The organism is Streptosporangium sp. NPDC002607, from assembly GCF_053592655.1.
On record NZ_JBSFWD010000036.1, the window covers coordinates 51438 to 77747 of the forward strand.

The following is a 26310-nucleotide window of genomic DNA, read 5'->3' on the forward strand; positions in this document are numbered from 1 at the left end:
CTCCCTGCTCTTAAGGATTCCCGGCGGCGCGACCGTACCAAACGGACGCTTCGCCGTAACGACGGACCCTCTCCTCTTCGTACCCCGCGGGCCAGCGAAGGTCCCTTCCCCGGCTCTCCCGTTCCACCGCGACGAGCGCGTCCTCGGCCAGCCAGCCTCGGTCGCGCAGCAGTTCGAGCACCGTCCCCACCTCCTCGTCGCCCAGCGCGTACGGCGGGTCGGCGAGGACGAGGTCGTACGGCTCCCCGGTGTCCCCGACACCCCTGGCCAGCAGCCGCTCAACCCTGTCGGCGGCGACCTCGGCCCCGGGCAGCCCCAGCGAGGTGACGTTCTGCCTGATCGTCCGGATCGCCCTGGCGTCCGACTCCACGAGAAGCACCCGGGCGGCCCCCCGGGAGAGCGCCTCAAGCCCGAGCGCGCCCGAGCCCGCGTAGAGATCGAGCACCCGGCACCCCTCCAGCGGGCCGATCAGCGACCCCACCGTGGAGAAGATCCCCTCCCTGGCCCTGTCGCTCGTGGGGCGGGTCCCCCGCCCCGGCGGCACTGCCAGCCGCCGTCCCCCTGCGCTTCCCGCGATGACTCGGCTCACCCGGCCATCCTCTCAGTGCCGCCGCCCGGTGCCGTCGGCCACCGCCCGCACCCGTCCCCGGCACCGGTTCCGACGCCGGTCCCCGGAGGCTCCCAGGTGCGCCGGGCGCAGCACGGCGTGTCGCGACGCATCACATAACCGCAGGTCAAAAGGGTCCTGGTAGGTGATCTAGGTCAAGAGTGGGCAAGGAGTGGCGACGAAAGCGTAAGGGTCGTTCCGTCAGGTGCCGGTCCCTTGCATGATGATTCCTGCGGCCTCCAAGTGACCCAGGGGGAGGCCGACCGGCGTGATCGTGAGCCCTTCCGCACGCCGGTGCTCTCGGCACCTGACCCGGGAGTGGGCCCAGGCGGGGACGGCATTCGGGGGGAGGCCGTCCCCGCAGTTGGGCACAGAGCGTCCGCCGGCTACAGCCGCGAAACCCCGCGGTGTCCACCGCCCCGCCGGGCATCGCCTCCGCCGGTCGTCAGGTCTTCTCCAGGTACTCGGCGCGCTCGTCCGCCAGGAGCCTGTCGATCTCCGCGCGGAGCACGGGGTGCCCCGCCAACTCGGGGTCGGCCTCCAGCATCGCCTCGGCGTCCAGGCGCGCGGCGTGGATGACGTCCTCGTCGCGGAGGAGCCTGAGCATCTTCAGCGACGACCTGCGCCCCGACTGGGCCACCCCGAGCACATCACCCTCCCTGCGCTGTTCCAGGTCGACACGGGACAGCTCAAAGCCGTCCAGGGTGGCCGCCACGGCGTCGAGCCGCGCCCTGGCGGGCGTGCCGCCGGGGGAGTCGGTCACCAGCAGGCAGAGACCGGGCAGCCCGCCGCGGCCGACCCGGCCGCGGAGCTGGTGGAGCTGCGAGACGCCGAACCTGTCCGCGTCCATGATGACCATGACCGAGGAGTTGGGGACGTCGACGCCGACCTCGATGACCGTGGTCGCCACCAGCACGTCGATCTCTCCCCTGGTGAACGCCTTCATCACCGCGTCCTTCTCCTCGGGAGGGAGCTTGCCGTGGAGCACCTCCGTGCGGAGCCCCAGCAGCGGCCCCCGCGAGAGCGTCTCGGCCACGTCGAGCACCGCCAGCGGCGGCCTGCGCTCGTCGTCGGCCTTCGACATGTCGCCCTCGTCGCCCTCCAGGTCGCCGATGCGCGGGCACACGATGTAGGCCTGGCGACCCAGCCCGATCTCCTCGCGCAGCCGGGTCCAGGCTCGGTCGAGGAAGTGCGGCTTCTCCGCGGCGGGAACCACGTGCGTGGTGATCGGGGCACGCCCGGAGGGCAGCTGGGAGAGCGTGGAGACCGTGAGATCACCGAAGACCGTCATGGCGACCGTGCGGGGGATGGGGGTGGCGGTCATGACGAGCACGTGCGGGCGACCGCCCCCGGCCTTCTCGCGGAGCGCGTCGCGCTGCTCGACGCCGAACCTGTGCTGCTCGTCGACCACGACCAGGCCGAGATCGGCGAACTGGACCCGCTCCTGCAGGACCGCGTGGGTGCCGACGACGATGCCCGCCGCGCCCGAGGCCGCGTCGAGCATGGCCGAGCGGCGGGCCGCGGCGCCCAGCGAGCCGGTCAGCAGGGCGACCGCGGTGCCGCCGAACATGCCGCCGGTGGCCAGGTCGCCGAGCATGGCCGAGATCGACCGGTGGTGCTGCTGGGCGAGCACCTCGGTGGGCGCCAGCAGCACGGCCTGCCCCCCGGCGTCGACCACCTGGAGCATCGCCCGCAGCGCGACGACGGTCTTGCCCGCCCCGACCTCGCCCTGGAGCAGCCGGTGCATGGGGTGGGCCATGGCCAGATCGGCCGCGACCTCCTCGCCCACCTCACGCTGCCCCTCGGTCAGCTCGAACGGCAGCCGCTTGTCGAAGTCGGCGAGCAGCCCGTCGGAGATCGCGGGCCTGGGGGTGGCGGGCCAGGAGGCCGCGGCCATCCGGCGCTGCAGCAGCACCGCCTGGAGCAGGAACGCCTCGTCGAACCTGAGCCGCTTGCGCGCCCTGGCCACGTCGGCGTGGTCGCGCGGCCGGTGGACGGTCAGCAGCGCGTCCGACAGACCGGGGAGCCGGTGCCGGGCGCGCAGCTCCTCGGGAAGCGGGTCGTCGAGCTCGCCCATCGTGTCGAGGACGACGCCCAGCGCCCTGCGGATGGCCCAGGGCGTCACGTCCTTGCCCGCCGGGTAGATCGGCACGAGCGCGGCGGCGAACTCCTCGGCCCCCGTCTCGTTCTCCTCGATCATCTCGAACTCGGGGTGGGAGAGCTGCCACTTGCGCTTCTCGCCCTGGCCGAAGGCGCCGACCTTCCCGGCGAACATGCCGCGCCTGCCCGGCCGCAGCCGCGTCTCCGCGATGTGGGACGCCTTCCCGAAGAACGACAGGTAGATCTTGCTGCGGCGGGCGTCGACGACCTCGACCTCCAGCCAGGTGCCGCCCTTGTTCCGCATCGGCCTGCGCATCGCCCTGGTGACCTCGCCCACCACCGTGACGTGCTCGTCGACCCGCAGGTCGTCGAGGTCGGTCAGCTCACCCCGCTCGGCGTAGCGCCGCGGGTAGTGCCGCAGCAGGTCGCCGACGGTGCGCAGGTCGAGAACGCTCTCCAGCAACCTGGCGGTTTTGGGGTCCAGTGCCTTCGCCAGCGGCTCGTCGAAGCTCGTCACCACAGCTTTCTACCGTGTGCGGGAGACAGAAACCGCCCGGCCCACGGAACGGTTCACCCGCGTCGCCCGCGAACGTCACCGGCAGGCGCGCCTGACGCCGGGCCTCGCGACGCCCTCATTCGACACCGGCCTCATTCGACGCCGATGAGCAGCGGGTAGCCGCCCTGGCCTCCCTCGTACAGAACCACCTCGATGTCCGGCCTGGTCTCGGCCAGATGGTCCAGCACCGCGCGCGCGAGCCCCTCGGGGGCGTTGACGCCCTCCAGAACGGTCACCAACTCGCTGCTGGAGGACACCATGCGGCCCACGACCTCCAGGGCGGTGGCCTCGAGATCCCTGCCGATCAGCGCGGCGTCCCCGTCGACCACTCCCAGGACGTCACCGGGCCCGGCCAGGCCCGCGCTCGTCATGACCTCGCGGTCGGCCACCCAGACGTGCCCGTGGCGGGTGTGCGCGGCGGCCTCGGTCATGGCCACCACGTCGTCGTCGAAGCGGCGCAGCGGATCGTGCACGGCCAGCGCCGACAGGCCCTGCACCGAGGCCCTGGTCGGGAGTACGCCGACCACCAGGCCCTCCTCCCTGGCCATCTCCGCGGCGGCGGCGGCGACCTCACGCGTCCCGCTGTCGTTGGGCAGGACCACGACCTCCGAGCCGGCCTCGCGAATGGCGGCGAGCACCGCCGCCAGCGGCGGGCTGGAGCCCGGCTCGCGGCGGACGACCACGGCCCCCGACTCCTCGAACAGCGTGGCCAGCGCGGGTCCCGCCGCCACGGCCACCACTCCCCTGCCCCGCGCGGCCGGGTGGGTCCTGCCCGAGCCGACCAGATACGTCACCCTGATCCGGTGGGGCCGCCCCAGCCGGACCGCCGCCTCGATCGCCGCGCCCGCGTCGTCCACGTGGACGTGCACGTTCCACAGGTCGTCCCCACCCACGATCACCAGCGACTCGCCGAGCGCGTCGAGTTCCGCGCGGAGCGCCGCGACCTGTGCCGCCCCGGCCTCCAGGAGATACATGACCTCGTAGCCGGGCCCGTCCGCGCTCTCCTCCGCGACCTCCGCGCCGATCCGGTGGGCCGGGGCGGGGATGTCCACCCGCTCGGTGTAGGAGTCGGTGACGATCGCGGCGAGGCTCTCCAGAATGATCGTCCACCCCGCGCCGCCCGCGTCGACCACCCCGTTGCGGGCCAGCACGCCGAGCTGCCCGGGGGTACGGCGGAGCGCGGAGCGCGCCTCCTCGGCCGCCCTTCTCGCGATCGAGACGAGATCTCCCCTGCCGTCGCGCACCGCCGCGGCCACCGCGGTCAGGACGCTCAGGATCGTGCCCTCGACCGGCCTGGCCACCGCGGCACGGGCCAGCTCGGCGGCCCTGACCAGGCCACGGCAGAGGTCCGTGCCGCGCCCCTCGGCCTCCCTGAACACCTCGGCGAGGCCGCGCAGCGCCTGGCTGACGATCACCCCGGAGTTGCCCCGCGCGCCGAGCAGCGCTCCCTGCGCGAGCGCCTGCCAGGTGGCCGCCGTCCCCGCGTCCGCGGGCAGCCCGTCGAGTGCCTCGGCCGCGGAGAGCATGGTCAGGTGCAGGTTGGTGCCGGTGTCGCCGTCGGGCACCGGGAAGACGTTGAGCGCGTCGATCTCCTCGCGTGCCTTCCCCAGCGTCTCCGCGGCCAGCCGCGACCACCTCCGCACCGAGGGCGGGTCGAGAACCTGCAGCATTCCTGCCCTCCTGCTCCTGCTCGCGCCCGCCGGGCGCCCTCATCGATCTCCCGGGCAGGTCCCGGCGCCACGACCGGCATGCCGTCACCGGTGGCTTCCCCGTCCGCACGGCCCGGCCGGCCCCGATCTCACCGGCTGATCGTCGCCCGCCGGACGCGACCCGCCATGGCGCCTCCCGGGATGCGCTACGGTTGCCTCCGGAGATTATCCCCGTTCGACCGTTCACGGCGGCTCACGTTCGCCTGTAGGGCCGAACATCGGGTATCCTCGTGTGGCCAGCCGGTCGTCCCGGCATGCCCGATGACCGCCCGCCAGTGCGGCGGATCGAGCCTCTCGACTGATCTAAGGAGCGAACCGTGGCTTCCGTCTGCGACGTTTGCGCTAAGAAGCCGACCTTCGGCAACAACGTCTCCCACTCGCACCGCCGCACCCGCCGCCGCTGGAACCCGAACATCCAGCCCGTGCGCGCAGTGGTGAACGGCACGCCGAAGCGGCTGAACGTTTGCACCTCCTGCATCAAGGCCGGCAAGGTCACCCGCTAGTCGGACTTCCGCGAAGCCCGCCGTCCCCTCGACGGGGCGGCGGGCTTCGCCGTTCCCGACGGGCTCCGAGCCGTCCTTGGCGGGCTCCGCCAAGGACGGCTCGGAGCGGGTCCTCCGTGTTCAGCGGGAGCGCAGGCGCCAGGCGTGGTCCACCGGGCCGATGCCGGCCCCCAGCGGGAAGCCGTGCTCGATCGCGCCGGTGACGTACGCCTTCGCCTTCTCCACGGCGGCGGGGACGTCCTCGCCGAGGGCCAGGTGGGAGGCTATCGCGGAGGCCAGGGTGCAGCCCGTGCCGTGGGTGTGCCGGTTGTCGTGGCGCTCCGCGGTGAAGCGGAACTCCCGCGTGCCGTCGGTCAGCAGATCGACAGGAGCCCCAGGTAGGTGGCCGCCCTTGATGAGCGCCCACTCGGGCCCGAGCGCCAGGACCGCGTCGGCGGCCCGGCGCAGGTCGGCCTCGTCGGTGACCTTCACTCCGGTGAGCTGGAGAACCTCCCACAGGTTGGGGGTGACCACCGTGGCCGTGCGCAGCAGGCTCGACCTGACCGTCTCCACCGCCTCGGGGGCGAGGAGCGTGTCACCGTGCTTGGAGACTCCCACCGGATCGACCACGACGGGCACGTCCAGCCCTGCCAGCACCTCGGCGACCGTTTCCACCAGTACGGGCGAGGCGAGCATGCCGGTCTTGACCGCCTGGGCACCGATGTCACCGAGCACCGAGTCGAGCTGGGCACGGACCGCCTCCGGGGGAAGCTCCCAGTAGCCCTGCACGCCCACCGAGTTCTGGGCGGTCACCGCGGCGATCACGCTCATGCCGTGGACGCCGAGGGCCAGCATGGTCTTCAGGTCGGCCTGGATGCCCGCACCGCCTCCGGAGTCGGAGCCGGCGACGGTCAGCACGCGAGGGGGAGCCAGAACGGTCATGCCCCCATCCAACCAGCCCCGCGCCGACCGGCTGAGCGCCCCCTGCCCACTCCCCGCCACTCCTCGGCCGCGCAGCGCCGCGACGGCACCGGCTCGGGCGCGAGGCCCGACCGGACCAGCGACCGGATCACGGGCCGGAATCACCGGCCGGAATCACCGGCCGGATCGGGCGACGGCACCGGCTCAGTCCGGGACGCCGGGTCGGACGACGGCGCACTCTCCCCTGTCGCTCTGACAGGTCTCCGGAATCTCCGCGTCACCGCTCGCGGTGAAGACGACGACGAGTTCCTCGCCTGCCTGCAGACCCTCCGGCGAGTCGATCACCAGGCTGCCGTCGAGTTGCTCCCAGTCGGCTCCGCTCACCGAGGAGACCGTCCCGTTGACCGGCACGCTCACCTTCAGGTTCTCGACGCTCTCGTCCGCGGCGACCACGAGCTTGACCGTGTACGACTGTACCCTGCTCCGCACGAGGGCGGCGCCTACCATGATCATGGCGCCCCCCGCGGCGGGCACGGGCGCCTCGAAGGTGTCGGTGGGCACGGGGGCGGGCGCCGTGGTGCTCGGGGACTGCTCGGGGGCGGGTGTTCGGTGGTCACCGACGATGAGGGGTTCGGAGGTGGGCGTGGGCTCCGGCTCGCCGGTGGGCGACGGCTCGTCGGAGGCCCGGGGCGCGCGGGTGGCCTTTCTCGTCGCGGTGGGCTTGGGGATGGAGGTGACCCCGCCTCCCGCGCGGGTGGAGGTGGGAGTCGGGGTGGGCGTGGCCTCCGCCGTCTCGTCACCCGTCTCCTCGGGCTCGTCGGCCGGTACGGGTTCCTCGGTGAGCTCGGTCCCACCGACGGGGTCGGGCCGCGGTTCCGGCTGGTTCGACGCCGCCGTGACACAACCGGCGGGCGGGCAGTCGGCGGCGGAACCCTCGGAGCCGGCCAGCGCCCGGATCCCGAACACGGTCCCGCCGAGCACCACCGCCACCGCGGCGACGATCAGCAAGGTCGTCTTGATCCGTCCGCCGGACCTCTCCTCGTCCTCGGGCCACGTGACGGACGGCTCGGACTCCGACGTCCATCCCGAACCCAGGAAACCCGTCTGGGTCTCGGTGATCATCGACTCCTCGGGACGGAGCCGGCGCCCGATCGGCTCGTCCCCGTGACCGGGTGCCGGAGCGGGCTCCGGCCGGCGTTTCCCCCGATCCGGGGAAGCCGCTTCCCCGTTTCCACCATGGCGGCCCATATCGCCCCTTTCTCGGAGGGAATCTCGACCGCCCAACTTCATACCAGTTCAATAACCGTTTGTCGCAATTTTCGCAGATGTAACAACGAGTGGTAAAGGTCACTCCCGGAAGTGGTCCCAGCCTCCACGGTCCAGCAGCAGGCCTTTGACCTGCACTCCCTCACCCTCGATGACATGACCCACCACGTTCCAGCCCTCCGGGAGCCGTACCCGGTCCGGGAAGGTCGCGGCGAGGGCGTGGTCGTCGCCGCCGGAGAGCACCCACTCCAGCGGGTCCGTGCCGAGCAGCCGGGCGGCCTCCCGCATCACCGGCGGGACGTCGAACGCCTCCGGGTCGAGCACGAGCGCGGTTCCGGCCGCGGCCGCCACGTGGCCGAGATCCTGGAGCAGGCCGTCGCTCACGTCGAGCATGGCGGTGGCACCCAGCGCGGCGGCCTCGGGGCCGCGCGGGTAGGGAGGGCACGGGCGGCGGTGGGCGTCGATCAGTTCCACCGGCCCGGCCAGACCCGCACGGAGCAGCGCGAGGCCCGCGGCGGCGTACCCGAGGCGGCCCGCGACCGCGACCACGTCACCGGGCCGGGCCCCCGATCTGGTGACCGGCGCCCGGCCGCCCAGGTCGCCGAGGGCGGTGACGGCGATCACGACGAGATCGCAGCGGGTGATGTCGCCGCCCACCACGCTGGCGCCGACGAGGTCGCACTCGTCGCGGAAGCCGTCCGTGAGATCGTCCAGCCAGCCGGTGGCGGCGTCGGCGGGCAGCCCGAGGCCGACCACGAGGCCGGTGGGGTCGGCTCCCATCGCCACGACGTCCGAGAGATTCTGCGCCGCGGCCTTGCGCCCGATGTCGTAACCGCTGGACCAATCACGGCGGAAGTGCCTACCCTCAAGTAACAGGTCAGTCGTCACGACGACCCGCCCATCGGGAGCGCTCACCACCGCGGCGTCGTCCCCGGGACCGAGCAATACGGTCCCTCCCTGTGGCAAGCGTCCGGCAATACGTGCAACAACCCCGAATTCGCCGAGATCTCCGACTGTGATGACACACCTCCCGTTCATCACAGGGTACGGTGGCCCTTCGGCACTGATCCAATCGCCCCGGAGGTCGTTGTGGTGCAGGCCTACATCCTTATTCAGACCGAGGTCGGCAAGGCCGCGAACGTGGCTTCGGAGATCTCCGGCATCTCTGGTGTCACCCAGGCCGAGGACGTCACCGGGCCCTACGACGTGATAGTACGGGCGGAGGCCCGCAACGTCGATGAGCTGGGAAAGCTCGTGGTGGCGCAGATTCAGGGTGTGGAGGGGATCACGCGTACACTGACGTGTCCCATCGTCCACATCTGAGTCCGTATCTGACCGTCGGGAACGTGACATGCCACTGCGGTTCATCCGCCTGGCGGGGTGCGCCTGCGCCCTGCTGATCCTGGCGGGATGCGGTGGCGCCGTCCGGGTCGAGCCGCCCGTCCCCGAGGGGCCCGCCGCCGCCGCGTGCCAGGCGCTCGCCGAGCGGCTCCCGCGGAGGCTCGACGGCGCGGACCGGGTCGAGTCCACCCCCGCCTCCCCCTACGTCGCCGTGTGGGGGCAGGGCCGCATCGCCCTGCGCTGCGGGGTGCCGCGGCCGGTGACCATGTCGCCCACCGACCAGGTTCCCGAGATCAACGAAGTGGCGTGGTACGCCGACCCGGCCCGACCGACGCTGTTCACGTCGATCGGCAGGGCGGCCTACGTCGAGGTGACGGTCGCGCGGGAGCACACCCCGCAGAGCGTGCTGGTCGATCTCGCGGCACCGATCAGGGCAGCGCTACCGCAGACCGGGTGAGCGGCGCAGCGCGAGCTGGATCAGCCGGTCGACCAGCTCCGGATAGGGCACCCCGGTGGCGGCCCAGAGCTGCGGCGCGACCGACATCGCGGTGAAGCCGGGCATGGTGTTGATCTCGTTGACGACCAGCCGCCCGTCGGTGGTGTAGAAGAAGTCGACCCGCGACAGGCCCTCGCAGCCCAGCGCCTCGAAGGCGCGCACGGCCATCGCCCGCAGTTGCTCGGCCGTCTCCTCGGGAATGTCCGCGGGCACCGACAGGGACATGTCATCCCCGATGTACTTGGCCTCGAAGTCGAAGAACTCGTGGTCTCCGTGGACCAGTACCTCACCAGGCATGCTGGCGCGGGGCGCCTCGTCGCCCGGCGACTCCAGCACGGCGCACTCGATCTCGCGGCCGGTGATCGCGGCCTCGACCAGCACCTTGGGGTCGTGCTCGCGGGCGAACTCGATGGCCCGCTCGAGTTCCTCCAGGTCGGCGGCCTTGGAGATGCCCTGGCTGGACCCGGCGCGGGCGGGCTTGACGAAGACCGGCCAGCCGAGCTCCTGGACCTCCTTGAGCACCCGGCCGCGGTCGGTCCGCCAGTCGCGGTCGCGGATCGCGACATACGGCCCGACGGGCAGGCCCGAGGCGGCGAGGACCATCTTCATGTACGCCTTGTCCATGCCGACGGAGCTGGCCAGCACCCCGGAGCCGACATAGCGGACCCCGGCCATCTCCAGCAGCCCCTGGATGGTGCCGTCCTCGGCGAAGGGGCCGTGCATCACCGGGAAGACGACGTCGACGTGGCCGAGCTCGACGGGAATGCTGCCGGGGTCGTACGCCACCAGCGAGCCACTACCGGATGTCAGCGCCAGCGTCGCGCTCGCCGCGTCGACGGCGGGCAACTCGCCGCTCTCGATCCCGTACTGCTGCTCCCCGGAGGCGAGCACCCACCGGCCGTCCTGGGCGATCCCGATCGGGACCACCTCGTACTTGGACCTGTCGATGACCTCCAGCACGCTTCCCGCTCCGAGAATGGAGACGGCGTGCTCGGAATTGCGACCGCCGAAGACGACGGCGACCCTCGGTAGAGGTTCGTGCTGCTCACTCATGATGCCCGAATCTACCCCCTGTTAGGGGGCAATCCGGCTGTTAGACGCGCCTATCTACTCGATGCGGGTAGTGAGTCGAGTGCCTTGGTCACATCCATGATGAGATCTTCCGCGTCCTCAAGCCCGATGGAGAACCGGACGGCCGCCTCATCGATCCCCGCCGCCTCGCCGAGCCGCCGGTGGGTGGTCGAGGCCACGTGCGCGGCCTTGGTGTGGATTCCTCCGGCGGAGGGGGCGATCGAGGCGAGCCTGAGGGCGTCGGCCAGAGCCACACCGGCGTCGTAGCCACCGCGCGGAGTGATCGTCACACAGGCGCCGTACCTGGTGCCCTCTGGCCCCGAGTCGAACAGGTGCCTGGCGAGCTGGTGTCCGGGGTGTCCCGGCAGCCCCGGGTAGTCGACCCGGCGCACGGCGGGGTGCTTGGCCACGGCCGCGGCGAAGACCATCGCGGTGGAGCACATCCGGCGGACCCGCAGCGGCAGGGTCGCGAGCCCCCGGCGGAGCAGGAAGGCGTCGTCGGGGGAGAGTGTGCCCCCGGTGTCGATCCTGACCTCGCGCAGCTGGGAGATCAGGTCGGGACGGCCCACCGCGACGCCCCCGGCGCAGTCGTCATGGCCGCCGAGATACGTGGTCGCGGAGTGGATCACCAGGTCGGCGCCGTGTTCCAGGGGACGGCACACGATCGGGGTGGCGAAGGTGGAGTCGACCACCAGCAGCGCCCCCGCGGCGCGGGCGATCCGGTAGAGGCCGCGGATGTCGGAGACCGCCATGGTCGGGTTGGAGAGCGTCTCCGCATAGATGATCTTCGTGTTGGGCCTGATCGCCGCCTGCACCCTGGTCAGGTCGTCGTAGCCGACGAAGTCCACGCTGACCCCGAACCTGGACAGCACGTTGGTGATCAGCGAGTGGGTCCCGCCGTACAGCGGGGTGGGTGCCACGAGGTGCGCGCCCGCGCGCAGGAACGTCATCAGGACGGCGTTGACGGCGGCCATCCCCGAGGCGAACGCCTGCCCGGCCACGTCCTCGGGCGCCGCGGCCCCCTCCAGAGAGGCCACCGCCGAGGCGAACGCGGCGGTGGTGGGGTTGTCGATCCGGCCGTAGGCGTGGCCGGACCCCTTCCCCTCCAACACCTCGGCGTACTCGGCGGAGTCGCCGAAACCCCAGGCGGAGCTGCGCCACACGGGAAGGCCGAGGGGTCTCTGCGGGGGCGGCTCGGGAGCCGGCAGGTGCACCGACCGGGTGTTCTCCCCCCTGCGCCTGCGCATCCGTCTGTTCATGGGCCACACCGTGTCTTCACAGGCCGTACCGTTCCGGCTTGGGAGTCCGCGACATCAGGAGCACCGCGGCCTCGCTGGGAGGCATTGCGTCATGGACGACGGCCACCACCACTTCGGTGATCGGCATCTCCACGTCGTGCTTTCTGGCCAGTTCGAGCACCGACTCGCAGGATTTGACCCCCTCGGCGGTCTGTTTCGTGGCGGCGATGACCTCGGCCAGGGTCATGCCCCGCCCCAGATTCTCCCCGAAAGTACGGTTCCGCGACAATGGGGAGGTACAGGTCGCCACCAGATCGCCCATGCCGGCCAGCCCCGCGAAGGTGTGCGGGTCCGCGCCGAGTACCGTGCCCAGCCTGGAGATCTCGGCCAGCCCGCGCGTCATCAGCATCGCCCCGACGTTGTCGCCCAGCCCCATCCCCGCCGAGATGCCGACCGCGAGGGCGATCACGTTCTTGACGGCCCCGCCGAGTTCGACCCCCACGACGTCGGGGTTGGTGTAGGGGCGGAACCAGGGCGGCAGGTAGCAGGCCTCCTGGAGGCGCTCCATCGCCCGCTCGTCGGTGCAGGCGACCACGGTGGCGGCGGGCTGGCCCCGGACGATCTCCCCGGCCAGGTTGGGCCCCGACACCACCGCGACCCGCTCCTGGGGCACCCCGGCGACCTCGCAGATCACCTCGCTCATCCGCTTGGTGGTGCCCAGCTCGATGCCCTTCATCAGGCTGACCAGCACCGCCTCCGGCGGCAGGTCCGGTTTCCAGCGGGTCAGGTTCTCCCTCAGGGTCTGGGAGGGCACCGCGAGCACCACGAAGTCGGCGCCGTCGAGAGCCTCGGCCGGGTCGGTCGTGGCGCGCAGCGTCTCGGGCAGCGCCGCGCCCGGCAGGTAGACGGGGTTCTCGTGCCGCCGGTCGATCGCCTCGACGACCTCCGCACTGCGGCCCCACAGGATCGTCCGGGTACCCGCCCCCGCGAGGATCATGCTGAAGGTCGTTCCCCACGAACCCGTGCCGAATACAGCCGCCTTGGTCATCGGTTCTCCTTGGGCGTGGAAACCTCCGCCTCCGGGCGGGGGAGAAAACGCGGCGCGATGCCGTACGGTTCGGTACCGTGTCCGGCGGTGGCGATAACCAGGCCACTACGAGCGTGACCGGCTAGGTCCTCACCGCCGGGCTGGCGGAGAGGTGAAACGCCTGTGGAGCTGGTGTAGGACCTCAAGGGATTTCTCCTGGCGGGCGACCGGCGGTGAATCAGGAACTCTCACGGGCGACCGTGGGAATCCCCTCCCTTCGGGGGAGGGGAGGATGTCAACACCGTACGCCGAAGTCAGTTGTCGGAAGGTCGCTTGAACGGCGCCTTGGGCGCCTTCTCCCCGCGGAGTTCGGCCAGCTGGGCCGTGATCGCAGACATGATGTCGGCGGTCGCGGAGCGCAGCACGTCGGCCTGGAGCGGCTGTCCCTGGTACTTCGACAGGTCGACCGGTGGCCCGGTCAGCACGCGGAAGGTCTTGCGTGGCAGCAGGTGGGGCCTTCTGGCACCGTACGGCAGGATCTCCTGGGCCCCCCAGTGCGCGACGGGGATCACCGTCGCGCCGGTCTCCAGAGCCAGCCTGGCCGCGCCGGTCTTGCCCTCCATCGGCCAGAGGTCCGGGTCGCGGGTGCAGGTGCCCTCCGGATAGAACATCACGCACGCCCCGGCGGCGAACCGGCGCCGTGACTCCTCCAGCGAGCGCCCCGCGTCAGAGCTCCCCCGGTAGACGGGAATGACCTGGAGCGCCCTCAGCAGGGGACCGAGCAGCGGCACCGAGAAGAGACCCGACTTGGCCAGGATCACCGGCCAGCGGCCGTTGTTGTAGAGGAAGTGCGAGATGAGGATCGGATCCAGCCACGACAGGTGGTTGGTCGCCACGATGATCCCGCCCGTCCTGGGCAACCGGTCGCTGCGACGCCAGTCCTTCCTGACCAGGAGCCATGAGATCGGCTTGACGATCGCGACGGCGAAGGCGACCCAGAATCGCGAGGGCCAGCCGGGGCGTCTCATGGGCTCCTCCGTATGAGCGGTTTGCGCACTAAGTCTCCCGGTTGGCTCCCCGGGATGTCGAGGCGGGATGCTTAACGCTATGGCTGCTCAGGAAAGTTCCGCCTGGACCCTTGTCGTCCCGGTCAAAACGCTGGTCGCCGCCAAGACCCGCCTGTCCGCGGCGGCGGGCCCGCACCGGGCCGCGCTGGCCGTGGCGATCGCCTGTGACACCGTCGAGGCGGCGCTGAGGTGCGCGCTCGTCACACGGGTGGTCGTGGTGACGGGCGACCCCGTGGCCGCCGAGGCGCTCGGCGGGGTCGGCGCGCACGTGGTCGGCGACCCGGAGGCGGGGCTGAACGCCGCCCTGCGACACGGTGCCCTGGAAGCGGTACGGCTGGCGCCCGGCGACGCCGTCGGCGCCCTCCAGGCCGACCTCCCCGCCCTCCGCCCCGCGGAGCTGGCCCGCGTGCTGACCGCCGCCGCGGAGTTCGACCAGATGTTCCTGCCCGACGCCTCCGAGATCGGCACGACCTTCTACGGCGTACGGCCCGGCATGCCGTTCACGCCGGGGTTCGGCGGCGAGTCGCGGGACCGGCACCTGCGGCGCGGCGCCAAGGAGCTCTGCGTGGCGGGGGTGGAGTCGGTCCGCCATGACGTGGACACCCCGGACGATCTCCGCCGGGCGCTGGTCCTGGGCGTCGGCCCCCGCACGCTGGCCATGGCGGAAAGGATCGCGGTGTCCGGCGGGTCTTCGCAGCCGGAGGAACGCGACAGGGACCGATAGCCCCGATTCGGGCGGGATTCCCGTCCGGAGGCTACCCTGGGCGTGTGCAGGCGACGGTGCGGAGCTTCGAGGAGGCGACCCGGTCGGGGTCGGTCTTCCTGGACGACGGGACCGAGATCCCGTTCGGCGCGGCGGCGTTCGACGCGGGGCCGCTCCGGCTGCTCAGGGCGGGTCAGCGGGTCAACATCGTCATGGACGGCGACGACGTCTCCTACATCACCCTCTCGACCTTCCCCGTACCCGGCCGGTGAGGCGGCCGGGAAACCGGCTTCCCCGACGGCCCGAGCCGAAATCATCTCCGCGGCGCCCGCCGGCGAATCCGGTGAACGTGGCCGAACACCGCACGGGGCACTTTCGGCGGCCCCGGCAGGGGATCTGGATCCGATCGGCGCCGGCCGGGAAGCCGGACGCCCGGGCTCCCGCTTCGGGAGTCCGGGCGCCTACGCCGAAGCCTATTTCTTCTTCGCTGCCTTCTTGCCGCCGTTGTTGACGAGTTCCTTGAAGTCGGAACCGGGCCGGAATTTCGGCCCCCAACTCTCGGCGACGTGGATCTCGGCACCCGTCGAGGGGTTGCGGGCGGTGCGGGCCGGCTTGTGCACCATCTCAAAGGCACCGAACCCCGTGATCGAGACCTTGTCGCCACTCGCGACGGTGGCCTGGATCGTGTCGAGCACCGCGTTCACGGCTTCGGTGGCCGTCTTCTTGTCGCCCACCCGATCCGCGATGGCGTCGACGAGTTCCTTTTTGTTCATAAGGTTGCTCCCCCTGCTTACCGATGTCCGGGAGTGGGTCACGGGGCAGAAAACCCGTCTCACCCGATTTGTCACGGCGAGGGGTCTCATCACAGATCTCATCAACGATCACGATGAGAAACCCCCTGCTCGCTTGAAATTAGGGGACGGAGCCGTATGACTCAATCACCTTCCGCAATGTTTCCAGTGCTCGGCGTATCTGAAACCAAGACATCAATACTGAGAAGGAACAAATCAAGACGCCCTGTGGCGTGATCGAGGTCGCGCTTGGCCATATCGCAGATGGCCAGCAGGCGCCTGGTGAGACGTTTTCTCTCCTCGACGGAGACATGCAGGGACCGGACGCGGCGGTGCGCCTCGCGCAGCCGCCACGCCAGCTCGTCCTCTGAACTCGTCAGACGGTCGTCGGCAGCCATGGCTGCCGACCATTCTCGTATGTCCCGATGGCATCGGCGTTGCGCAGGGTCAGCCCGATGTCGTCCAGGCCCTCCATCAGCCGCCAGCGCGTGTAGTCGTCGATCTCGAAGGCGACGGCCTCCGCGCCCCAGCGGACCTGGCGTCCCGCCAGGTCAACGGTGATCTCAAGGGTCGGGTCCGCCTCGACCGCGGCCTGCAGCGCCTCGACGATCCCGCCCGGCAGGACGACCGGGAGCAGGCCCATCTTGGTGGAATTATTACGGAAGATGTCTCCGAAACGGGCCGCGATCACGACGCGGAAGCCGTACTGCTGCAGGGCCCAGACCGCGTGCTCGCGGGAGGAGCCGGTGCCGAAGTCGGGGCCGGCCAGCAGGATCGTGGCGCCCTCGTGGACGGGGTCGTTCAGGACGAAGCCGGGGTCCTCGCGCCAGGCGGAGAACAGGCCCTTCTCGAACCCGGTCCTGCTGACCTGCTTGAGCCAGACGGCGGGGATGATCTGGTCGGTGTCCACGTTGCTGCGGCGCAGCGGCACGGCCCGGCCGGTGTGGGTGGTGAACGCTTCCATCGCGAGGACTCCTTACAGGTCGGCGGGCGCGGTGAGTTTGCCGGTGACGGCGGTCGCGGCGGCGACCTGCGGGGACACGAGGTGGGTACGGCCGCCCTTGCCCTGCCGCCCCTCGAAGTTGCGGTTGGAGGTCGAGGCGCTGCGCTCGCCGGGGGCGAGGGTGTCGGGGTTCATCCCCAGGCACATGGAACAGCCGGCCTCGCGCCATTCGGCGCCCGCGGCCTTGAAGACCTCGTGCAGCCCCTCCTGCTCGGCCTGGAGCTTGACCAGCATCGAACCGGGCACGATCAGCGTGCGCGTCACGACCTGGCGCCCGCGCAGCACCTCGGCCGCGGCGCGCAGGTCCTCCAGCCTGCCGTTGGTGCAGGAGCCCACGAAGACCGTGTCGACCTTGACCTCGCGGAGCGGGGTGCCCGCGGTCAGGCCCATGTACTCCAGGGCACGCGCGGCGGCGGCCGGGTCGTCGGTGTCCTCGGGACGGGGCACGGACGTGCCCAGCGGGGCACCCTGGCCCGGGTTGGTGCCCCAGGTGACGAACGGGGTCAACGTCGTGGCGTCGATCTCCACGACGGCGTCGAAGACCGCGTCCTCGTCGCTGACCAGCGACTTCCAGTACTCGACCGCGGCGTCCCAGTCGGCGCCGGACGGCGCGTGGGGACGGCCCTTGAGATATTCGAAGGTGGTCTCGTCCGGGGCGATCATGCCCGCGCGGGCACCCGCCTCGATGGACATGTTGCAGACCGTCATCCGGCCCTCCATGGAGAGCCTGCGGATGGCCTCGCCCCGGTACTCGACGATGTAGCCCTGGCCGCCGCCGGTGCCGATCTTGGCGATGATCGCCAGGATCAGGTCCTTGGCGGTGACGCCGGGGGGCAGCTCGCCGGAGATCTCGATGGCCATGGTCTTCGGCCGGTAGGCGGGCAGCGTCTGGGTGGCCAGCACGTGCTCCACCTCGGAGGTGCCGATGCCGAACGCGATGCCGCCGAAGGCGCCGTGGGTGGAGGTGTGAGAATCACCACACACGATCGTCATGCCGGGCTGGGTCAGGCCGAACTGCGGGCCGATGATGTGAACCACGCCCTGCCCCGCGTCACCCATCGGGTGCAGCCGGACGCCGAACTCCGCACAGTTCTTACGCAGCGTCTCCACCTGCGTCCGCGACACCAGGTCGTTGATCGGACCGCGTACGGTCGGGACGTTGTGGTCCTCGGTGGCGATGGTGAGGTCGGGCCGCCTGACGGGGCGACCCGCCATGCGCAGGCCGTCGAACGCCTGCGGGCTCGTGACCTCGTGAACGAGGTGAAGGTCGATGTAGAGCAGGTCGGGTTCTCCCTCCGCACGTCGCACGACGTGCTGCTCCCAGACCTTCTCCGCGAGCGTGCGGCCCATGTCGCCTCCTTGCGATCGGCTATCCCGCACCCACTTGCTTTCTCATATGTCGAGACGGCAGTATCGGTGTATGGACAACTCTAGCGGAGTCGGCGTACTGGACAAGGCCGTCCTCGTGCTCAACGCCCTTGAAGCCGGCCCGGCGTCCCTCGCACAGCTCGTCCACGCCACCGGCCTGGCCCGCCCCACCGCCCACCGGCTGGCCGTCGCTCTGGAGCACCATCGCATCGTCTCCCGCGACACCCAGGGCCGTTTCGTCCTGGGCCCCCGCCTGTCCGAGCTGTCCACCGCCGCCGGCGAGGACAGGCTGCTGGCCGTCGCCTCACCGGTTCTCACCCAGCTGAGGGACCTGACCGGGGAGAGCGCGCAACTCTACCGGCGCCAGGGTGACGAGCGGGTCTGCGTGGCCGCCGCCGAGCGTGCCAGCGGACTGCGTGACACCGTGCCGGTCGGCTCGGCCCTGCCGATGCTCGCGGGGTCCGCGGCGCAGATCCTGCTCGCCTGGGAGGAGCCCGACCGCCTGCACCGGGGCCTGCGCGGGGCCAAGTTCACCGCGGCCACGCTCGCGAGCGTGCGGCGCAGGGGCTGGGCGCACAGCGTCGGCGAGCGCGAGCAGGGCGTGGCCAGCGTCTCGGCGCCGATCAGGGGCGCGGGCGGCAAGGTGGTCGCCGCGGTGTCGGTCTCCGGCCCGATCGAGCGGCTGACCCGCACCCCCGGCAGGCTGCACGCCGCCCCCGTGGTCACCGCCGCCGAACGGATCACCGAGTCGATGCGCCGCGCCAACTGACCTCCGCGGCGGCTGACACCGATCGACCTGTGGGCGATATGAGGAGGCGAGCACCCCTGCGGCCCCCTAGGCTGGGCAGGTGACAGATCGCATCGAGGCAGCCGCGGCTGAACTGCGTCCCCTGCTCCAGAACTTCATCCTGTGGGCGCGTGAGAACGCGCCCGGCAGCGATTCCAACCTGGTCGGCTCTGTCGCGCTGTGGCACCGGCTGATCGCCTCCGACGACGTCGGCCGGTGGCGGCAGTCCGACCTGCGCACGGTTCTCCTCGATCGGATGCCCCAGGTCGTCGAGGATCCGGACGCCGCCGCCGACGGCATGGTGCCCGCGGTCCGCGCCTATCTGACCTTCCTGTCGGAGTCCGACCGCCTGGCCAAGGGCTCCGCCCCGCTGGGGGACCTGCTCGCCGAGCTCGACCGCCTTGAGGACGACTTCGTCGACGCCATGGAGGATCTCGTCGTCGAGGAGGACGAGGACGACGAGTACGACGAGGAGGAGTCCGAGGGGCTCGGTGACTTCGAGCCGTTCGCCGACGAGCTCTCCGAGCTGCCGACGATCAGGCTCCGCCCGGACTCCGAGCTGGCCGAGGCCACCCGCAGGACACCCCTGATCTCCAAGGCCCGCGACCTCGCGATCTGGGTCGGCTCTGAGCGCCGGGTGGGCGAGACGAACCTGCTCGACGACACCGAGATCACCGAGGCCCTGGCCGTCCTCGGCATCCCGCTTCCCGAGAAGGGCGACAAGTCGCTGGCCGACTCCGTCCCCGCGCTCTGGAACATCTGGAACCTCGCGATCGACCTCGACTTCCTCCAGCCCGAGGGGGAGGACACGGTCAGCATCGACGCCGACACCGCGGAGTGGCCCTTCGAGGAGGACGACGACGCCCTTGACGCGTGGATGGCCGGTCTGCACTCCATCGACTACGGCGACCCGGAGCTGGCGGACGAGGAGGCCACGATCGCCCTGTCCGGGCTGACCAGGGCGCTGCTGGTCCGGGTGCTGCTGGCGACCGGTTCCAAGCCGCTGGCCGAGCTCCGCACCGAGCTGGCCGAGGCCGCCGCCGAGTACGACGACCTGGGCGCGGAGGCCTGGGCCGCCGCCACCGCGCAGTACGGCGACCCGCTCAACCCGGTGCTCGACTGGCTGGCCGGGTACGGCATGGTCGAGGTCGAGCACGACCAGGTGCGGCTGACCCCGCTCGGCATGGAGGGCGTGGTCCACCTCGTGGACGAGGCCGACATCGAGCTGGACGCCCGGCCCGCCATCGACGCGATGACGGCCCTGGACCTGCTCTCCTTCGGCTCCGAGCTGCCCGAGGAGGAGGCGGACGCCGAGTTCGAGGCCTGGATGGAGCTGCGCGCCCCCGAACAGGCCGCCAGGGACCTGCTGGAGGCCGCGGCCGAGGACGACGCGAACGCGCTGATCCGGGTCCAGGCGGCCAGCATGGTCGGCTCGCTCGGTGAGGTGGCCATACCCGCCTGGCGGGAGGCCCTCGACGAGCCGTCCCTGCGCCCGTACGCGGCCACCCACCTGGCCCAGCTGGGCGTCGAGGACGCTCCCACGCCCACCCAGGCCGACACCCACTGGCTGATCCTCGACATGCTGACCATCTCCGCCGGCCTGGGCCGTCCCGAGTTCGTCAGCAGCCTGGACGACATCGGCAACGTGCCGAACCTGGTCAGCCTGCTCGAAGTGATCTGGAAGGTGCCGCACCCGCACCTGGAGGAGCTGCTGGAGGCGATCGGCAAGGCGCATCCGGACAAGCAGGTGGGCAAGGCCGCCAAGCGTGCCCTGTTCAAGGCCCGCTCGGGGCAGAACTAGGAACGGAACCGGAAAGGGACGGGGCGGCGCCCCGTCCCTTTCCGGTTCCGCCATGGCGGGGAGCGTTCAGGCGCCACCTGGCCGTACATCGGGTGACGGCGGAGGGTTCTTCTCGATCGGGAGAGAGAATCCGGCCGCGGCGCCGAGCGGGAAGGCGATCTGAGAGATCCATGCCGGGTGGGGCTTCACCCGCCCCTGAAATGACAAAAACCCCCGGGAACCGTTGCTCCCGGGGGTTTCGCACTTGTAGCCCCGACCGGATTCGAACCGGCGCTACCGCCTTGAGAGGGCGGCGTCCTAGGCCACTAGACGACGGAGCCTTGCAAGAGACAGTGGTAGTCCCGACCGGATTCGAACCGGCGCTACCGCCTTGAGAGGGCGGCGTCCTGGGCCACTAGACGACGGGACCCTACACACTGTCATCAGATTCGGAGGGAGCCGAATCTGCGGCATCTTCCTAAGAAGATGCAGCTGGGGTACCAGGACTCGAACCTAGAACAACTGAACCAGAATCAGCCGTGTTGCCAATTACACCATACCCCACCGCACCGGACTCCCTTGCGGGACTCGCTGGCGCCTCCGAAAGAATAGCCCAGGTTGGGGGTCAAGACCAAAACGATTGCCGGCGGCCGAATCGCGGTATCACCGGGCTGCCGCAACGAAGGTCCGCTGTGCGACCCTGCTGAGAGATCCGTCCACCTGAGAGGAGTTCCAGCCTTGGCCGAGAACCCGTTCTTCGAACCCAGCACGCTGCCGTACGGGCTGCCGCCGTTCGCCCTGATCAGGGAGGAGCACTACCTTCCCGCCTTCGAACGTGGCATGGCCGACCAGCTGCGCGAGGTGCGGGAGATCGCCGACAACCCGGAGCCCGCGACGTTCGCCAACACGATCGAGGCCCTGGAGCGCTCGGGCCGGATTCTCAAGCGGACCGTGATCGTCTTCAGCAGCATCTCCGCCTCCGACACGACCGACGGCATCCGGGAGATCGAGACCCAGGTCTCCCCCAGGCTGACCCAGCACGCCGACGCCATCCGCCTGGACCGCGCCCTGTACGCCCGGATCAAACAGGTGGCCACCGACGACCCCGAGGAGGCGTGGCTGCTGCAGAAGTACCGCGTCGACTTCGTCAGGGCCGGCGCGGACCTGTCCGAAGGCGACCAGGACCACCTCAGGGCGCTCAACGAGGAACTGACCAGGCTCGCCACGACCTTCTCCCAGAACCTGCTCACGGCCTCCACGGCCTCCGCGCTGGTCGTCGAGGACGTCAAGCTGCTGGACGGGCTCGCCGAGAGCACGATCAAGGCGATCGAGAAGGACGGCAGGTACGTCCTGCCGCTGTTCAACTACACCAACCAGCCCGCGCTGGCCGAGCTGACCGACCGGGAGACCCGCAGGAGGCTGTACGAGCTCTCCGTCGGCCGGGCGCCGGAGAACTTCGAGCTGGCGGCCAGGATGGCGGCGCTCCGCGCCGAGCGGGCGGCCCTGCTCGGCTTTCCCAACCACGCCGCCTACTCCGTCGCCGACCAGACCGCCAAGACCACCGACGCCGTCGAGGAGATGCTCGGCAAGCTGGTGGGCCCCGCGATGGCCAACGCCCGCCGGGAGGCCGAGGCGCTGAGCGAGCAGGCCGGCTTCCCCCTGGAGCCGTGGGACTGGTCCTTCTACGCCGAGCGGGTGCGCAAGGCCCGCTACGACTTCGACGCCGCCGACCTTCGCCCCTACTTCGAGCTGGACCGGGTGCTGCGGGACGGTGTCTTCCACGCCGCCGGCGAGCTGTACGGGATCACCTTCGCCGACCGGGACGACCTGGCCGGGTACCACCCGGACGTCCGGGTCTTCGAGGTGTCCGACGCGGACGGCTCACCGCTCGGCCTGTTCGCGTTCGACCCGTACGCCCGGCCGACCAAGCGCGGCGGCGCCTGGATGAACAACCTGGTCACCCAGTCGCACCTGTTCGGCGAGCTGCCCGTGGTGATGAACAACCTCAACATCACCAAGCCCTCCGAGGGGCCGACGCTCCTGACGTTCGAGGAGGTCAACACCGCCTTCCACGAGTTCGGCCACGCCCTGCACGGCCTCTTCTCCGACGTGCGCTTCCCCCGGGTCTCCGGCACCGACGTGCCGCGCGACTTCGTGGAGTACCCCTCGCAGGTCAACGAGATGTGGGCCACCTGGCCCTCGATCCTCGCCAACTTCGCCAGGCACCACCAGACCGGCGAGCCGGTGCCCGCGGAGCTCCTGGAGAAGATGAAGGCCGCGGAGAAGTTCAACCAGGGCTTCGCCACCGTCGAGTATCTCGCGGCGGCACTGCTGGACTGGGCCTGGCACAAGCTGGCCGGGGGCGAGACCGTCGAGGACGCCGAGGCGTTCGAGAACGCGGCCCTGCAGCGCGCCGGGATCGCCTACGACCTGGTCCGCACCCGCTATCGGACCAACTACTTCGCGCACATCTTCGTCAGCGGGGTGGGCGGCTACAGCGCCGGCTACTACTCCTACATCTGGAGCGAGGTGCTGGACGCCGAGAGCGTCGACTGGTTCGAGGAGAACGGCGGCCTGACGCGCGGCAACGGTGACCACTTCCGCTCCACCCTGCTGTCGGTCGGCGGCTCGCGGGACGTGATGGACGCCTTCCGCGACTTCCGCGGCCGCGACCCGCGCATCGAGCCCCTGCTGAAGCGCCGGGGACTGCAGGCGTAGCCCCCGCCCGCGTGGCCCTTCGTCCATCGCCGGGGTGCAGGAAACCACATCCCGGCGATGAACGCGGAGCCAATGCGCGCGGCGGCCGCGGCGGGCATCGTAAAGGTCATGAAACGACCACGGAACAGGATCGGCTCCGCGCTCGTCGCCGGTCTGGCAGGGGCCCTGTTACTGGGGACCGCGGACCCGGCCGCGGCTGGGCGGGAAGACCACGGCACCCAGGGAGCCGCCACCTCGGCCACCACCGGGAGGGACACGACGGTCCGTACCGACGCCGGGTGGGTGCGGGGCGCGCAGGCCGGAGACCACCGGCTCTTCCAGGGCATCCCGTACGCCGCGCCCCCGGTCGGGGAGCTGCGCTGGCGGTCGCCGCAGGCCGTCGCCCCGTGGCAGGGGGTGCGCGACGCCACCGCGCCCGGCAGCCGGTGCGCGCAGACCGCCGACGTCTGGGGGCTGCCCGGAAGCGAGGCGGAGGACTGTCTCTATCTCAACGTGACCACGCCCGCGCGAAGCGCCGGGAACCGTCCCAGGCCGGTCATGGTGTGGCTGCACGGCGGAAGCCTGACGAAGGGGGCGGGCAGCGATTACGACGCCCGCAGGCTGGCCGTGCGGGGCGACGTCGTGGTGGTGACGGTCAACTACCGGCTGGGGATCTTCGGGTTCTTCGGGTACCCCGGGTTCGAGAACTCCGGGGCCTTCGGGATCGAGGACCAGCAGGCGGCCCTGCGCTGGGTGCGGCGCAACGCGGCGGCGTTCGGCGGCGACCCGCGCAACGTCACCCTGTTCGGCGAGTCCGCGGGGTCGCACTCGGTGTGCGCGCAGCTCACCTCCCCCTCGGCGGCGGGGCTGTTCCACCGGGCGATCACCCAGAGCACCCCGTGCGGGGCGGGAAGCTTCGAGGGCACCCCGCTGCGGCCGGTCATGGACCTCCCCTTCTGGCTGCCCAGGGCCTCCTACGAGGGCTACGGGCAGTATCTGGCCACCCTGGTGGGATGCGTCGACCCGGGGACCGCGCCCGCCTGCCTGCGGGACAAGCCGGTGGCCGACCTGCTCGCCCAGCCCGCCCTCCCGCTCCCGGGGTACGGCAACGCGGTGCTGCCCGAGGATCCGGCGAAGGTGCTCCAGGAGGGCCGCTTCCACCGGGTGCCGGTGCTGACGGGCATCACCCGGGACGAGGGCACGATGTTCACGTCGCTGATTTTCGAGGAGCCGATGCCGGCGGAGGGGTACGAGCCCGCCCTCAACGAGAAGTTCGGCGCCGCGGGCCCCGACGTCCTGGCCCGATATCCGCTGGACGCCCACGACGGCCTGCCCCTCCAGGCGGTGGCGGCCATCATGAGCGACCTGGACTGGGCCTGGGAGGCGCGCAACACCGACCGGCAGTTCGCCCGGCACGTGCCGACCTTCTCCTACGAGTTCACCGACCGTACGGCGCCCGCGCTCTTCCCGCTGAAGCACGGCATCAGGCCGCTGGCCGCACACGGCTCCGAGCTGTCGTTCCTGTTCGGGGTGAACTGGGAGTCCGCCCCGCTCACCCCCGAGCAGCGGCGGCTCGGCGACATGATGATCGACTACTGGTCCCGGTTCGCCGCCGTCGGCGACCCGAACCGGCCGGGCCTGCCCTCCTGGAAGCGCGTGCGCCCCGGCGACGGCACGCCGTACGTGCAGGAACTGGCCCCGGGGCAGGGCGGCGTCGGGCCCTTCGACCGGGCCTCGGCACACAACCTCGCCTTCTGGGACGAGCTCGCCGGGCGGGGGGACGGAAGCCGGGCCGGAGGCTGAGACCGGACAGGGCTCGGGAGGAGGGCGTTCCTCCGGGTTCCCTTCCTGATCTTTCTCCCGTGGCTCCGGCCACCCGGTGACCGTTGATCGAAAGCGAAGGCCCGCCTCCGGTGAATCCCGGGGGCGGGCCTTGACGCTCCGCGAGGTCCGGTCAGGCCTGGAGCTTCGTGAGGGCGGCGCGGAGGCGCTCGATGGAGCGCTCGCGGCCGAGGACCTCGATCGACTCGAACAGCGGCAGGCCCACGGTCCGGCCGGTGACGGCCACGCGCACCGGGGCCTGGGCCTTGCCGAGCTTGAGGCCCTGTTCGACGCCGACCTCCTCCAGCGCGGTCTTCAGCGACTCGGGGTCCATGTCGACCGTCTCCAGGCGGGCGAGATAGCCGGTGAGGATCTCCACGGCGGAGCTCTTCATGGCCTTGTCCCACGACGCCTGGTCGAAGACGGGCTCGTCCAGGAAGAGGAAGTCCACGTTCGCGGTGATCTCGGACAGGACCGCGATACGGGTCTGGGCGAGCTCGGCGACCTTGGCGAAGGTCTCGCGGTCCCAGCTCGGGTCCAGCCACGGCTCGCAGCGGGTGATGAACTCCTCCAGGGGCAGTGCCCTGATGTACTCGCCGTTGAACGCGCGCAGTTTCTTCTCGTCGAAGAACGCCGGGGAGGGGTTGACGTCCTCCAGCCTGAACAGCGGCACCATCTCCGACCAGGGCATGATCTCCCGGTCGTCGCCGGGGCCCCAGCCGAGCAGCATCAGGTAGTTGACCATCGCCTCGGCCAGGTAGCCCTCCTCGCGGTAGGACTCCAGGGCGACCTTGTCGCGGCGCTTGGACAGCTTCTGGCGCTTCTCGTTGACGATGACCGGCACGTGCGCCCAGGTGGGCGGGGCGACGCCGAGCGCCTCCCAGAGCAGCTGCTGCTTGGGGGTGTTGGACAGGTGCTCCTCGGCGCGGACCACGTGGCTGATCCGCATCTCGACGTCGTCGACGACGTTGGCCAGCACGAAGAGCGGGGAGCCGTCGCCGCGCGCGATGACGAAGTCCTCCATCGCGTTGTTGGGGAACTCGACGGTGCCGCGGACCAGGTCGGAGATCACGGTGACGCCCTCGTCGGGGGTACGGAAGCGGACCGCGCCCTCGGTCAGGCCTCGGTCGCGGCAGAAGCCGTCGTAGCCCTGGTGCTCGGACCCGGTGCGGGCCTTGACCTCGTCGCGGGTGCAGGTGCAGTAGTAGGCCCGGCCCTCGGCCAGCAGCCTGGCCGCGGCCTCGCGGTGCTGCTTCTCGTACGAGGACTGGAAGTAGGGTCCCTCGAAGGCCGGGGCGCCGTCGTTGATCCCGATCCAGGCGAGCGCCGAGATGATGCCCTCGGTCCATTCCGGCCGGTTGCGCGCGGCGTCGGTGTCCTCGATGCGGAGCACGAACCTTCCGCCGGACCTCTCGGCCAGGGCCCAGTTGAACAGCGCGGAGCGGGCGCCGCCGACATGGAACATGCCGGTCGGCGAGG

The 26310-nt window shown here is 71.0% G+C and carries 24 protein-coding genes and 3 tRNA genes; 9 read left to right on the forward strand and 18 right to left on the reverse strand.

Going from position 1 to position 26310, the window contains the following annotated elements; all coding sequences use genetic code 11:
* Positions 1-10: 10 nt before the first annotated feature.
* From rsmD to ACWD3H_RS32620, 3 genes are all read right to left on the reverse strand, one after another.
* Positions 11-589 (reverse strand): 16S rRNA (guanine(966)-N(2))-methyltransferase RsmD, encoded by a 579-nt coding sequence (rsmD, locus tag ACWD3H_RS32610; protein ID WP_451957718.1) that lies wholly within the window; start codon positions 587-589, stop codon positions 11-13.
* A 463-nt stretch (positions 590-1052) separates the two neighbouring features.
* Positions 1053-3224: an ATP-dependent DNA helicase RecG gene (recG, locus tag ACWD3H_RS32615; protein WP_451957719.1), complete on the reverse strand. Its 2172-nt coding sequence runs from the start codon at positions 3222-3224 to the stop codon at positions 1053-1055.
* A 131-nt stretch (positions 3225-3355) separates the two neighbouring features.
* Complete coding sequence (locus ACWD3H_RS32620) at positions 3356-4933, reverse strand: DAK2 domain-containing protein (RefSeq protein ID WP_451957720.1); 1578 nt, start codon at positions 4931-4933, stop codon at positions 3356-3358.
* Positions 4934-5289: 356 nt separating this feature from the next.
* Here ACWD3H_RS32620 and rpmB point away from each other — a divergent pair, with 356 nt between their 5' ends.
* Positions 5290-5475 (forward strand): 50S ribosomal protein L28, encoded by a 186-nt coding sequence (rpmB, locus tag ACWD3H_RS32625; RefSeq protein ID WP_012894387.1) that lies wholly within the window; start codon positions 5290-5292, stop codon positions 5473-5475.
* Positions 5476-5595: 120 nt separating this feature from the next.
* Here rpmB and thiD read toward each other — a convergent pair whose 3' ends face one another.
* The 3 genes from thiD to ACWD3H_RS32640 all read right to left on the reverse strand — a co-directional run bounded on the left by thiD (position 5596) and on the right by ACWD3H_RS32640 (position 8679).
* The gene (thiD, locus tag ACWD3H_RS32630; RefSeq protein ID WP_355564187.1) at positions 5596-6396 is read right to left on the reverse strand and encodes a bifunctional hydroxymethylpyrimidine kinase/phosphomethylpyrimidine kinase; all 801 of its coding nucleotides are present in this window, start codon (positions 6394-6396) and stop codon (positions 5596-5598) included.
* Positions 6397-6579: 183 nt separating this feature from the next.
* A complete protein-coding gene (locus tag ACWD3H_RS32635; protein WP_451957721.1) occupies positions 6580-7497 on the reverse strand; it encodes a hypothetical protein in 918 nt (305 codons plus the stop codon).
* A gap of 225 nt (positions 7498-7722) precedes the next feature.
* A complete protein-coding gene (locus ACWD3H_RS32640) occupies positions 7723-8679 on the reverse strand; it encodes a thiamine-phosphate kinase (protein WP_355564193.1) in 957 nt (318 codons plus the stop codon).
* A 51-nt stretch (positions 8680-8730) separates the two neighbouring features.
* Here ACWD3H_RS32640 and ACWD3H_RS32645 point away from each other — a divergent pair, with 51 nt between their 5' ends.
* Complete coding sequence (locus tag ACWD3H_RS32645; protein ID WP_350949356.1) at positions 8731-8964, forward strand: Lrp/AsnC family transcriptional regulator; 234 nt, start codon at positions 8731-8733, stop codon at positions 8962-8964.
* Between the two features lie 28 nt (positions 8965-8992).
* Positions 8993-9439 (forward strand): DUF3515 family protein, encoded by a 447-nt coding sequence (locus tag ACWD3H_RS32650; RefSeq protein ID WP_451957722.1) that lies wholly within the window; start codon positions 8993-8995, stop codon positions 9437-9439.
* Here ACWD3H_RS32650 and ACWD3H_RS32655 read toward each other — a convergent pair.
* From ACWD3H_RS32655 to ACWD3H_RS32670, 4 genes are all read right to left on the reverse strand, one after another.
* Positions 9422-10531, reverse strand: a complete 1110-nt coding sequence (locus tag ACWD3H_RS32655) for a D-alanine--D-alanine ligase family protein (RefSeq protein ID WP_451957723.1) — start codon at positions 10529-10531, stop codon at positions 9422-9424. The two genes, ACWD3H_RS32650 and ACWD3H_RS32655, sit on opposite strands and share 18 nt — an antisense overlap.
* 50 nt (positions 10532-10581) lie before the next feature.
* Positions 10582-11808, reverse strand: coding sequence for a trans-sulfuration enzyme family protein (locus tag ACWD3H_RS32660; RefSeq protein WP_451957724.1), 1227 nt, complete (start codon positions 11806-11808; stop codon positions 10582-10584).
* Between the two features lie 16 nt (positions 11809-11824).
* Positions 11825-12835, reverse strand: a complete 1011-nt coding sequence (locus ACWD3H_RS32665; protein WP_355622676.1) for an NAD(P)H-dependent glycerol-3-phosphate dehydrogenase — start codon at positions 12833-12835, stop codon at positions 11825-11827.
* A gap of 293 nt (positions 12836-13128) precedes the next feature.
* Complete coding sequence (locus ACWD3H_RS32670; protein ID WP_451957725.1) at positions 13129-13842, reverse strand: lysophospholipid acyltransferase family protein; 714 nt, start codon at positions 13840-13842, stop codon at positions 13129-13131.
* A gap of 67 nt (positions 13843-13909) precedes the next feature.
* Between ACWD3H_RS32670 and cofC the strand changes: the two genes are divergently transcribed.
* Together cofC and ACWD3H_RS32680 are read left to right on the forward strand one after the other, a co-directional pair.
* A complete protein-coding gene (cofC, locus tag ACWD3H_RS32675; protein WP_451957726.1) occupies positions 13910-14605 on the forward strand; it encodes a 2-phospho-L-lactate guanylyltransferase in 696 nt (231 codons plus the stop codon).
* Between the two features lie 44 nt (positions 14606-14649).
* Complete coding sequence (locus ACWD3H_RS32680) at positions 14650-14856, forward strand: hypothetical protein (protein ID WP_355564215.1); 207 nt, start codon at positions 14650-14652, stop codon at positions 14854-14856.
* Positions 14857-15057: 201 nt separating this feature from the next.
* Here ACWD3H_RS32680 and ACWD3H_RS32685 read toward each other — a convergent pair whose 3' ends face one another.
* The 4 genes from ACWD3H_RS32685 to leuC form a co-directional block, all read right to left on the reverse strand.
* Complete coding sequence (locus ACWD3H_RS32685) at positions 15058-15357, reverse strand: HU family DNA-binding protein (protein ID WP_350914785.1); 300 nt, start codon at positions 15355-15357, stop codon at positions 15058-15060.
* Between the two features lie 161 nt (positions 15358-15518).
* Positions 15519-15773, reverse strand: a complete 255-nt coding sequence (locus tag ACWD3H_RS32690) for an SCO5555 family protein (RefSeq protein ID WP_350914783.1) — start codon at positions 15771-15773, stop codon at positions 15519-15521.
* The gene (gene leuD / locus ACWD3H_RS32695) at positions 15752-16339 is read right to left on the reverse strand and encodes a 3-isopropylmalate dehydratase small subunit (protein ID WP_451957727.1); all 588 of its coding nucleotides are present in this window, start codon (positions 16337-16339) and stop codon (positions 15752-15754) included. The genes ACWD3H_RS32690 and leuD overlap by 22 nt, the downstream gene beginning before the upstream one ends.
* Before the next feature lie 12 nt (positions 16340-16351).
* Positions 16352-17728, reverse strand: a complete 1377-nt coding sequence (gene leuC, locus ACWD3H_RS32700) for a 3-isopropylmalate dehydratase large subunit (protein ID WP_451957728.1) — start codon at positions 17726-17728, stop codon at positions 16352-16354.
* A 70-nt stretch (positions 17729-17798) separates the two neighbouring features.
* Between leuC and ACWD3H_RS32705 the strand changes: the two genes are divergently transcribed.
* Positions 17799-18515 carry an IclR family transcriptional regulator gene (locus tag ACWD3H_RS32705; RefSeq protein WP_030913609.1) on the forward strand — a complete coding sequence of 239 codons (717 nt, stop codon included), beginning with the start codon at positions 17799-17801 and terminating at the stop codon, positions 18513-18515.
* 79 nt (positions 18516-18594) lie between these two features.
* Positions 18595-20334 carry a hypothetical protein gene (locus tag ACWD3H_RS32710; RefSeq protein WP_355564224.1) on the forward strand — a complete coding sequence of 580 codons (1740 nt, stop codon included), beginning with the start codon at positions 18595-18597 and terminating at the stop codon, positions 20332-20334.
* Between the two features lie 247 nt (positions 20335-20581).
* Here the strand turns inward: ACWD3H_RS32710 and ACWD3H_RS32715 are convergent.
* The 3 genes from ACWD3H_RS32715 to ACWD3H_RS32725 all read right to left on the reverse strand — a co-directional run bounded on the left by ACWD3H_RS32715 (position 20582) and on the right by ACWD3H_RS32725 (position 20877).
* Positions 20582-20654: transfer RNA gene (locus ACWD3H_RS32715), tRNA-Glu, on the reverse strand.
* A 13-nt stretch (positions 20655-20667) separates the two neighbouring features.
* Positions 20668-20743 (reverse strand) — tRNA-Glu (locus ACWD3H_RS32720).
* A gap of 62 nt (positions 20744-20805) precedes the next feature.
* Positions 20806-20877 (reverse strand) — tRNA-Gln (locus ACWD3H_RS32725).
* Positions 20878-21051: 174 nt separating this feature from the next.
* On the opposite strand from ACWD3H_RS32725, the gene ACWD3H_RS32730 reads away from it, so the two are divergent.
* Both ACWD3H_RS32730 and ACWD3H_RS32735 read left to right on the forward strand, forming a co-directional pair.
* Positions 21052-23031 (forward strand): M3 family metallopeptidase, encoded by a 1980-nt coding sequence (locus ACWD3H_RS32730; protein ID WP_451957729.1) that lies wholly within the window; start codon positions 21052-21054, stop codon positions 23029-23031.
* Between the two features lie 108 nt (positions 23032-23139).
* Complete coding sequence (locus ACWD3H_RS32735; protein WP_451957730.1) at positions 23140-24813, forward strand: carboxylesterase/lipase family protein; 1674 nt, start codon at positions 23140-23142, stop codon at positions 24811-24813.
* Positions 24814-24964: 151 nt separating this feature from the next.
* Here ACWD3H_RS32735 and gltX read toward each other — a convergent pair whose 3' ends face one another.
* Complete coding sequence (gltX, locus tag ACWD3H_RS32740) at positions 24965-26296, reverse strand: glutamate--tRNA ligase (RefSeq protein WP_451957744.1); 1332 nt, start codon at positions 26294-26296, stop codon at positions 24965-24967.
* Between the last annotated feature and the right edge of the window lie 14 nt (positions 26297-26310).